This window comes from Paraburkholderia sp. Ac-20347 (assembly GCF_017104805.1).
GTDB lineage: Bacteria > Pseudomonadota > Gammaproteobacteria > Burkholderiales > Burkholderiaceae > Paraburkholderia > Paraburkholderia tropica.
On the sequence record NZ_JAAGPN010000284.1, the window covers coordinates 1 to 10,045 of the forward strand.

Genomic DNA, 10,045 nt, shown 5'->3' on the forward strand with positions numbered 1-10,045 from the left:
TCCTGATCGGTGAATCGCTGGCCGCGGCGCTGGGCGCGGGGCTGCCGGTCGGCTCCTCGACCGGCTCGATGGTCGTCGATATCGGCGGCGGCACCACCGAAGTGGGCGTGATCGCGCTCGGCGCGGTGGCCTGCAGCGGCTCGATCCGCGTGGGCGGCGACCAGTTCGACCGCGCGATCATCGACTATGTGCGCGGCCTGTACGGCGTGATCATCGGCGACCAGACCGCCGAGCATCTGAAGAAGACCATCGGCAGCGCGTTGCGCGGCGAGCCCATCGAGCGCCTGCGCGCGACGGGGCGCAGCCTCGACGACGGCCTGCCGCGTACCGTCGAGATCACGAGCGAAGACATCGCCGACGCGCTCGCCATGCCGCTGCGCCAGGTGATCGGCGTGGTGCGCCAGGTGTTCGAGACCGCGCCGCCCGAACTCGTGACCGATATCGCCGACACCGGCATCGTGCTGACCGGCGGCGGCGCGTTGCTCGGTCGTCTCGATCAGTGTCTGCAGGCCGAACTGGGTGTGCGCGTGCGTATCGCCGACGAGCCGCTTTCCTGCGCCGTGCGCGGCGCGGGCGCGGCGGCGGCAGGCGCCGTCGAGGCCGGCCAGCCGGACTTCCACGGCCACGACTGAGCGTTTGCGCACCCCGGCCGGACCGCCGCCCAGGTCACCCCTCACGCGCGGCGGGCCGACGTGCGACAATACGCGCCTTTCCCGGCGCGCCGCACGTTTTGCGCATGCTGACGCGCACGCGCAGCCGGTTTGTCGTCTCCATATCATCCAGCCGTGAATCAAGCCGTTTTTCCCGCTCCCGGGTCGTTTGTCGAACTCCCCGGCGGGCAGCCCATGCCGTATGTCGAACGCGGCGAGGGCGAATTGCTCCTCTTCATCCACGGGTCGCTGTGCGATTACCGCTACTGGCAGCCGCAGATGTCGGGGCTCTCCGAGCACTACCGCTGCGTCTCCGTGAGCCTCACGCACTACTGGCCCGCGGCCGCGCCCACGCCCGACCAGCCGTTTAGCTGGAGCCGTCACGCCGACGAGATCGCGCAGTTCATCGACGCCCTGGGCGCTGGTCCCGCGCACGTGATCGGCCATTCGCGCGGCGGCTCGGTTGCGTATCACTTCGCGCGCCGCTATCCGGATCATCTGCAAAGCCTGATGCTCGCCGATCCCGGCGGTCCGGTGCAGATGCCGGGGCAGAGCCTCGCGAAGCTGCCGGAAACCGTCAACGCGCTGCGCGCCCGCGCGGTGCAGCTGATCGAGTCCGGCGACGTGAACGGCGGTCTCGAACTGTTCGTCGATTCGGTCAGTCGTCCCGGTTTCTGGGGCAAGAGCACGCAGTCGTTCCGCCAGATGGCGACCGACAACGCGCACACGCTTGGCCCGCAGTTCCTCGATCCGCTCGCCGCGTACACGCGCGAAGAGGCTGCCGAGGTGACGTGCCCCGTGCTGCTGATCGACGGCGAATTGAGCCCGCAGATGTTCCAGCGTGCGGCGGCGGCGCTCGAAGAGTGGATGCCCGATGCGCGTCGCGCGACGGTCGAAGGCGCGTCGCACGGCATGAATCTCGCGCGTCCCGGCGCGTTCAACGATCTCGTCGATCACTTCGCGAGCGGGCACGGGCGCTGAGTTTCAGCGTCATGTCCGACAAACAAACGGCCGCATTGCGCGGCCGTTTTCGCATGCGCCGATTCATATCGGAATCCTGATTAATCGGCACAAAAGACAACCGCGAATACGCGTCGTAAGCAGAAAGTAATGCGGGCGGGGCGGCCCGAAAATCAATCTGTCGATCCCGGCCCGCCCGAGGCCTGACGCGCGGAAGTCGCGCGGGAATGCTTAGTCGCGGCCGTGCGCGTGCGCGTCGAGCTTGTGCTCGGCGGCTTCGCCAACGAGGCCCGCGTAGTAGAGGTGCACGCCGATGGCGAGCGAGTCGTTGCGGATTTCGTGGAAGGCCTTCCATGCCTTCACCGGATCCTTGAACACGAGGTAGTGCGCTTCCTGGGCGACGAGGCGCGCGACCTGATGCAGGCCGTGGCCGTTCAGCGCGTCGACGAGGGCGTCGAGGCTGCGGTGCGTGCGCGCGTCGGTGCGCGGATACAGCATGTGGAGCACCGCCACGCGTTCGTTCGCGAGCGCTGCCGACAATGCGACAACGATGTCCTGGTGATTGAGGGCCGTGACGACGGCGCCCTCGGCAAGTTCGTCTTCCGCGAACAGGGTGTCGATCGAGATGTTCATCTGTTCATTCCTTACGTTTTGCGTACAGCGCGTGTGGCCTGAGAAAAAAGGCCCGCCTTCGAGGGCGGGCCAAATGATGCATGCTCTGACAGGGGAAGTCGTTGCATGTCAAGCAGTATGTCAGAGCTAAACCGCCTCATGTTGTGTTGCAGAGCAAAATATTGTTGCAGGAATCGATGTTAAGGAAGCTGCAAGTATTCAGTGTTGCGGGGTTCAATAGGCATTGTTGCAGCCTGGACTATCAATCGATGTTGCATTGCGCCGTAAAATGCGTCAAGTGGTCGCAGTGAGGCCGGTCCGGAAATTCGGGCGACGGGCGGCGCTGCGTCTTGCGAGATGACTGCAATTCAATGCAAGGACAAGACATGATCGATTCGAAGACTCACGCCACTCTCACCATCCCCGGCCAGGCCGAAGGCGTTCAGCTGCCGGTCTACAAGGGCACGCTGGGCCCGGACGTGATCGACATCCGCAAGCTGTACGGCCAGACCGGCATGTTCACGTATGACCCGGGCTTCATGTCCACGGCATCGTGCAACTCGGCGATCACCTATATCGATGGCGACAAGGGCGAGCTGTTGTACCGCGGCTACCCGATCGACAACCTCGCGCAAAACGCCGACTTCCTCGAAAGCTGCTACCTGCTGCTGAAGGGCGAACTGCCGACGCAGGCGCAAAAAGACGAATTCGTCGCGACCGTCACGAACCACACGATGGTTCACGAGCAGATGCACTTCTTCTTCCGTGGCTTTCGCCGCGACGCACACCCGATGGCGATTCTGGTGGCGGCCGTCGGCGCGCTGTCGGCGTTCTATCACGACTCGCTCGACATCAACGATCCGAAGCATCGTGAAGTCTCGGCGGTCCGCATGATCGCGAAGCTGCCGACGCTGGTGGCGATGGCGTACAAGTACACGGTCGGCCAACCGTTCGTGTATCCGCGCAACGACCTCTCGTACAGCGCGAACTTCATGCAGATGATGTTCTCGAACCCGGCCGAGGAGTACAAGGTCAACGACGTGCTCGTGCGCGCGCTCGACCGTATCCTGATCCTGCACGCCGACCACGAGCAGAACGCCTCGACCTCGACGGTCCGTCTGGCCGGTTCGTCGGGCGCGAACCCGTTCGCGTGTATCGCGGCCGGTATCGCGTGTCTGTGGGGCCCGGCGCACGGCGGCGCGAACGAAGCCGCGCTGAACATGCTCGAAGAGATCGGCTCGGTCGACAACATCCCCGAATTCATCCGCAAGGTGAAGGACAAGAACTCGGGCGTGAAGCTGATGGGCTTCGGTCACCGCGTCTACAAGAACTACGATCCGCGTGCGAAGCTGATGCGCGAAACGTGCCACGAAGTGCTCGAAGAACTGGGCCTGCACGACGATCCGCTGTTCAAGCTCGCGATGGCGCTCGAAAAGATCGCGCTCGAAGACGAATACTTCGTGTCGCGCAAGCTCTACCCGAACGTCGACTTCTACTCGGGCATCGTGCAACGCGCGCTGGGCATCCCGACCGCGATGTTCACCTGCATCTTCGCGATGGCGCGTACGGTGGGCTGGATCGCGCAATGGAACGAAATGATCGGCGATCCGGAACAGAAGATCGGCCGTCCGCGTCAGCTCTTCATCGGCAATACGCCGCGTGAAGCGAAGCCGATCGCGCAACGTTAATCGACAACATCAAGCGGCCACGTTAATCGACAACGCCGAACCCGATCGCCGGACACCTTGCATGAACGCTGCATAACGTTTGACCACGCGGCGGCCACGAGCCGCCGCGCCGCGATCGACGGGCGCCCGCACGTTTTACCGTGCCGGCGCCCGTAATTTTTTCCGGCGCGCAATTAGACACCCATCGTGCGTGCAGGATTTGACGCGAACGGGTCCTGAGCCACTACAATCGAGCGGAAGGCGATGTGTACGGAACGGCTCTAAAGGAGACAACGTAATGCAGGATCCTGAAACACTCGGTGGCGTCTCGCGCTCCAGCGGCGTGGATCATCCCGATCAAACCGCCGACGGCGCATTCATCGCGCCCGAAACCCCCGAAGTCGCAAGCGCCGACCAGCATGTGCTGAAGTCGGGCGACACCTTCATCGTCAACGATCCGCTCGGCGACATCACCGGCATCGACGACGGTCTCTTCGTCAACGACACGCGCGTGCTGTCCTCGCTGCGTCTCACGTTCGGCGGCCGCGTGCCGTCACTGCTTTCGGGCAGCGTGAGCAGCGACAACACGGCGTTCACCGCGCATTTCACCAATCGTCCGCTGCCGCCGCTCGGCGGCACGAGCACGCCCGAAGGCGTGATTCACGTCGAACGCGAGCGCGTGCTCTCGGGCACGATGATGACCGAGGCCATCGAGCTCACGAATTACGGCACGGAAGAAGCGGTCGTGCCGCTGTCGATCTCGTTCGCGAGCGACTTCCGCGACATGTTCGAAGTGCGTGGCCTCAAGCGCGAAGTGCGCGGCGAACTCAAGCCGCCGCGCGTCGAAGGCAGCGAAGTGCGGCTCGAATATATCGGCCTGGATAAAGTTGCGCGGCGCGTGAGCATCGAGTTCTCGCCGAAGCCCGACAAGCTGCTCGCCGATCGCGCGGACTTCACCGTCGCGCTGCCGGCGCAGGCCTGCGTCTCGCTCTATCTCACGGTCGCGATCGAAGTCGAGCCGCTCGAAGGCGCCGCGCCCGATACGCCGAGCGCGGGCATCATCAAGCCGGGCCATTGTCTCGCCGACTCGAACGGCCAGAGCGTGGGCCGCGCGGCGATTCGCGCCGCGCTGGTCGACGCGCACATCGTGATGCGCGAACGCCGCCGCCAGACCGCGCGCGTGCGTTCGAGCAATCCGCTCTTCAATTCGTGGATCAACCGTTCGATCGCCGACCTCGGTCTGCTGACGACCGATCTGCCGACCGGTCCGTATCCGTACGCGGGCATTCCGTGGTTCTCCACGCCGTTCGGCCGCGACGCGATCATCACGTCGCTGCAGACGCTGTGGCTGCAACCGGCGCTCGCGCGCGGCGTGCTGCGTTTTCTCGCCGCGCATCAGGCGCGCGAGGACTCGGCGTTCCGCGACGCCGCAGTCGGCAAGATCATGCACGAGATGCGCAAGAGCGAAATGGCGGCCACGGGCGAAGTGCCGTTCGCGCTCTACTACGGCGGCGTGGATTCGACGCCGCTGTTCGTCGTGCTGGCGGGCGCCTATGTGGAGCGCACCGGCGACCTCGCGCTGATCGACGAACTCTGGCCCGCACTCGAACGCGCGGCGGGCTGGGTCGCGGGCGTGTGCGACCGCAATCCGCATGGTCTCCTCGATTACCGGCGCGAGTCCGAAGGCGGGCTCGCGAATCAAGGCTGGAAAGACAGCCATGATTCGGTTTTTCACGCCGATGGCCGTTTCCCCGACGGGCCGATCGCACTCGTCGAGGTGCAGGCGTATGCGAGCGCGGCGTTCGAAACGATGTCGCGTTTCGCGACGCAACGCGGACTGATCGAGGACGCCGCGCGCTACGCGGCCCGCGCCGCGAAAATTCGCCGCTGCGTGGAAGAGAAGTACTGGATGCCGGAGTCGGAGTTCTACGGCATCGCGCTCGACGGTCACGGCGATCTGTGCCGCGTGCTGGCGTCGAACGCCGGTCATCTGCTGGCCTTCGGGCTGCCCGAGTATGAACGTGGACGCGCGGTCGCGGAGATTCTCGAATCGGCGCTGTTCCACACGGGCTGGGGCGTGCGTACGCTCGCGGCCGGCCAGGCGCGCTTCAATCCGATGGCGTATCACAACGGCTCGGTCTGGCCGCACGACAACGCGCTGTGCGCGCGCGGGCTCGCGCGTTATGGGCGCAAGGAAGCGGCGGTGCGATTGCTGCAGGCGCTGTTCGAGGCGGCGGTGACGTTCGATATGCGTCTGCCCGAACTGTTCTGCGGTTTCCCGCGCCGACGCGGCGAGCCGCCCACGGCGTATCCGGTCGCGTGTCTGCCGCAGGCCTGGGCGGCGGGTTCGCCGTTCATGATGCTGGAAGCGTGTCTGGGCGTGAGCATCGACGCCTCGCGCCGCGAAGTGCGTGTCGAGCAGCCGATGCTGCCCGAAGGCATCGACTGGCTCGAAGTCGGGCATCTGCGGGTGGGCAACGCGGCGGTCACGCTCACGTTCCGTCGCGTGGACGGCAAGGTCGTGGCGTCGGCGGATCGCAGCGACGTGAAGGTCGTGGCGGTGCTCTAACGCCTGCGTCTCGTGTTGCAGGCGCCGCGCGGTGAAGATCGCGCGGCGCTTTCTCGTTTTATCGCTTCCTCGTTTGATCGATCAGGCTTGGGCGAGCGTGCAACGCGCTTCGAGCGCGCCTGTGTCGACGCCTCGCGTATTGAGCACGTGCGGGGTGTCGTATGCGCGCAAGGCGGCCAGTTGCGCCGGCGTGCCAATGCCGAGCTGCCGCAACACTTCAACGACGATCGCATAGAGCGCGGTCTGATTCCCGTCTTCCACTTTCACGGCGATGCCGAGCGCGTTCGCTTGCTGTGCGCCGCGCTTCACATTCGGTCTCACGCCGATCGCATAGCTGCCCGCCGCGCCCACCTTGCCGACCACGTCGCCGCCGAACGCCTGCATGAGCGTCGTGCAGAAGCGCTGCTCGCCCGCGACCATCTCCGGATGCGTAGTCATCGCGCGATAGATGCGGGCGAGCGCCTGCGTGCGCGCGGAAGCGCGAGTGGCGCCGTCGCGTTCGAGGGTGTCGGCTGCATCGGCGAGCTTCGCGTACAGGCGCGCGAGACGATCGAGCGGGAAGGCCGGCGTGGGCAGATTGCAGCCGTCGATCGCCCATTGCACGCCGTCGTCGGGCAAGTCGCAGACCTCGGCGACCGCGTGCTTCACGCGTAGTTGCAGCGGATGCCCCGCGAGGTGGTAATCCTCCAGCGGCGCGCCGATCGCGCGCGCGCCCGCGAGCATTCCCGCGTGCTTGCCCGAGCAGTTGCTGCATGCGGGGCCGGGCTCGAAGCCGCGTTTGATCCAGTCGCGCCACACGGCGTCCGACAAGGGCGGATGACCGCCGCAGCGCATGTCGGCTTCGTGCACGCCCACCTTCGCGAGCATGGCGAGCGTGCGTTCGATGTGGCGCGCTTCGCTGTTGTTCGATCCGCACATGAGCGCGAGATCGGCGTCGTCGAAACCGAAACGATCGAGCGCGCCCGTTTCGATGACGGCCAGCGCCTGCGCGGGCTTGGCCGCCGAACGCACGAGCGTGAGCCGATGCGGATCGCCGAACGTGTAGAGCTGCGCGCCCTGCGCATCGACGACGGCGATATGGGCGAGGTGCGTGGTCTCGACGAGGCCGCCGCGATACAGAACGGCGGCGGGCGGCGTAGCGGTCGTCATGGTGTGTCTCCGTGGCTGGCGGTTCGGGTCGCGCGACGGCACGCGCCGGGTCCGGCGTGGCGCACGCGTGCTGCGGATTCTAACGCCGCACGGCGCGCGTATTCGTCATCTGAATGGCGATTTGAATCGCGTCTTGAATACGCTTATGAATTACGCATTGATCGCGCGTAATGTTCATGTCCGGCTTAATCGATATATCGCGATTCAGATTTCATTTTCTTTACGATCGAGTCTGAATGGTCGATTTATTGCATCGTATGCGCTTTTTTGGGGCGCGAATTGCACCGCTGATGCCCGCGTTATTGGCAGGTGTTCTTTCGGCGCAACGCCTGCTTCAATTTCAACGCAATTTTTATTTTCGAAGCCTTATGATGCGCCTGATCGTTATTTCCGCCATCGGGCGCGGCGCCACGAGCGACCTGCCCGGCATGCCTGCCTTGTCTTGCAAGTTAAGGTCGGCATTGCGTTGCTCGCAATAATCGCTGGTCATTATTGAGGTAATTCGCAATTCAAGTGCGATTCGCATGGATCTGCGAATCGCACCGGCCGCCTCGACATGTGTTGTGTGGAAAGCGCATTTGATTCAATGAATTAACGCCATAACCCGGAGCCATAAAACATGAAAAAATCGCTAATCGCCCTCGCACTTACCGGCGCTTTTGCCGTCTCCGCGCATGCCCAGAGCAGCGTCACGCTGTACGGTCTCATCGACACGGGTCTCGTCTACACGAACAACCAGATGGGCCATAACAACTGGCAGCTCAACAGCAGCTCGACGCAGAACACGGTGTTCGGCCTGAAGGGCACGGAAGATCTCGGCGGCGGTCTGAAGGCGATCTTCAAGCTCGAGCAAGGCTTTGTCCTCAACAACGGCGCGCAGGCATTCTCGGGTGACATGTTCGGCTCGCAGGCGTGGGTCGGTCTCCAGGCGGATCAATACGGCACGGTCACGTTCGGCCGTCAGTTCGACGTGATGAACGACCTCGTCGGCCCGCTGACGGCGGAATTCAACACGTGGGGCGGCAGCCTCGCGGCGCATCCGTTCGAAAACGACAACCTCGCGGCGAACTCGGTCGTCATCAACAACTCGGTCAAGTACGCGAGCCCGACTTGGTACGGCGTCACGTTCGAGACGATGTACTCGTTCAGCAACCAGACCAGCTTCGCAAGCAACCGCTCGTACGGCTTCGCAGTGTCGTACGCACAAGGCCCGATCAACCTCGCAGCCGGTTACCTGCAACTGAACGGCGCGGGCAACGGCAGCGGCGCGGTGCAGACGAGCGACGCGAGCGCGAACTTCATCGCGCAACGTCAGCGCGTCTGGTCGCTCGGCGGCAACTACACGTACGGCCCGGTCACGGCCGGCCTCGTGTGGAGCCACTCGCAGATCGACAACGCGTCGGGCGTGTTCTCGTTCGGCACGGGCACGTACCTCGGCAGCGGCGACAGCTCGGCCGGCTCGCTCGCAGGCTCGCTGCGTCTGGACAACTTCGAAGCGAACGTGAAGTACGCACTGACGCCGGCATGGTCGGTGTCGGGCGCCTACACGTACACGCACGGCGCGTACAACGGCTCGAACCCGGGCTGGAACACGGCGATGCTGCAAACGGACTACGCGATCAGCAAGCGCACGGACTTCTACCTCGAAGGCGTGTACCAGAACGTTCACGGCGCGCCGGAAGGCTCGGTGCTCTCGCACGCGATGATCAACACGCTGTCGCCGTCGTCGACGGACACGCAGGTTGCCGTCACGGTGGGCATGCGTCACGCGTTCTGATCGACGGGTCGTGTGACTCGCGCGCGCGGCCTCGGCCGCGCGTGTCGATCGAACGATGCGGGTTCGTCCTTCGCGGCGAGCCCGCATTTTCTTTTGGGTCAAATTGTTCGGATGACGAAGTAATCGAACTTATTCAATCGCGTGCATCGCTCATCAGTTTGACCGCGATGGCGCTCACCAGCGCCACGATGCCGCTCACCAGCAAGGCCCGCGCGAAACCGTGTGCGAACGCGAGCGGCGCGGCCTGCGCCAACAGATGCGCCGTGGGCGCGTCGAGCGTACGCAGCGCCTCGCCGAGATCGCCTGCGAGCAGGCTCGCCATGAAACGCGCATCGACGGCATGGAGCGCGGCCGGGACGCTGGCGATCGACTGCACGAGCGCGCTGTGCGTGCGCACCGCGAGCACAGCGCCCAGCACGCCGACGGCGGTCACGATGGCCGTGAAGCGCGTGGTCGTGCTGATGCCCGACGCCATGCCCGTGCGCTCGCGCGGCACGCAGGCCATGATGGCTTTTTGCGTGTCGCCGTTCATGACGCCCGCGCCGGTGCCGGTCACGAGCATCGCGAACGCCACGGCGAGATAGTGGCCGCCCGCCGCGCACGCGGCCATCGCGAGATTGCCCGCGCCGATCAGCGCGAGGCCCGCGCTCAGCACGCCGCC

Annotated in this window: 8 protein-coding genes and 1 pseudogene; 6 read left to right on the forward strand and 3 right to left on the reverse strand. The window is 64.9% G+C overall.

Translation table 11 applies throughout. The features are described 5' to 3' along the window. Positions 1-632, forward strand: a 632-nt coding sequence (locus tag G3N97_RS32490) for a rod shape-determining protein (RefSeq protein WP_205997024.1), incomplete at its 5' end; no start/stop codon positions are given. Positions 633-845: 213 nt separating this feature from the next. After that, entirely contained in the window at positions 846-1,631 is a 786-nt protein-coding gene (locus tag G3N97_RS32495) for an alpha/beta hydrolase (protein ID WP_110326928.1), read from the forward strand. Between the two features lie 210 nt (positions 1,632-1,841). On the opposite strand, the gene G3N97_RS32500 is transcribed toward G3N97_RS32495, so the two are convergent. Next, on the reverse strand, positions 1,842-2,243 hold the full coding sequence (locus G3N97_RS32500; RefSeq protein ID WP_205997025.1) for a hypothetical protein: 402 nt from the start codon (positions 2,241-2,243) through the stop codon (positions 1,842-1,844). Positions 2,244-2,608: 365 nt separating this feature from the next. On the opposite strand from G3N97_RS32500, the gene gltA reads away from it, so the two are divergent. Both gltA and G3N97_RS32510 read left to right on the forward strand, forming a co-directional pair. Continuing rightward, on the forward strand, positions 2,609-3,910 hold the full coding sequence (gene gltA, locus G3N97_RS32505) for a citrate synthase (RefSeq protein ID WP_205997026.1): 1,302 nt from the start codon (positions 2,609-2,611) through the stop codon (positions 3,908-3,910). 277 nt (positions 3,911-4,187) lie between these two features. Then, the gene (locus tag G3N97_RS32510) at positions 4,188-6,458 is read left to right on the forward strand and encodes an amylo-alpha-1,6-glucosidase (RefSeq protein WP_205997027.1); all 2,271 of its coding nucleotides are present in this window, start codon (positions 4,188-4,190) and stop codon (positions 6,456-6,458) included. Between the two features lie 81 nt (positions 6,459-6,539). On the opposite strand, the gene G3N97_RS32515 is transcribed toward G3N97_RS32510, so the two are convergent. Then, positions 6,540-7,607: an asparaginase gene (locus tag G3N97_RS32515; RefSeq protein ID WP_205997028.1), complete on the reverse strand. Its 1,068-nt coding sequence runs from the start codon at positions 7,605-7,607 to the stop codon at positions 6,540-6,542. Positions 7,608-7,843: 236 nt separating this feature from the next. Between G3N97_RS32515 and G3N97_RS32520 the strand changes: the two genes are divergently transcribed. Then, positions 7,844-8,086 carry a hypothetical protein gene (locus G3N97_RS32520; RefSeq protein WP_205997029.1) on the forward strand — a complete coding sequence of 81 codons (243 nt, stop codon included), beginning with the start codon at positions 7,844-7,846 and terminating at the stop codon, positions 8,084-8,086. 140 nt (positions 8,087-8,226) lie between these two features. Beyond that, on the forward strand, positions 8,227-9,384 hold the full coding sequence (locus tag G3N97_RS32525) for a porin (RefSeq protein WP_205997030.1): 1,158 nt from the start codon (positions 8,227-8,229) through the stop codon (positions 9,382-9,384). Positions 9,385-9,517: 133 nt separating this feature from the next. Here G3N97_RS32525 and G3N97_RS32530 read toward each other — a convergent pair. After that, positions 9,518-10,045, reverse strand: a pseudogene (locus tag G3N97_RS32530) (MFS transporter); the annotation flags it as partial.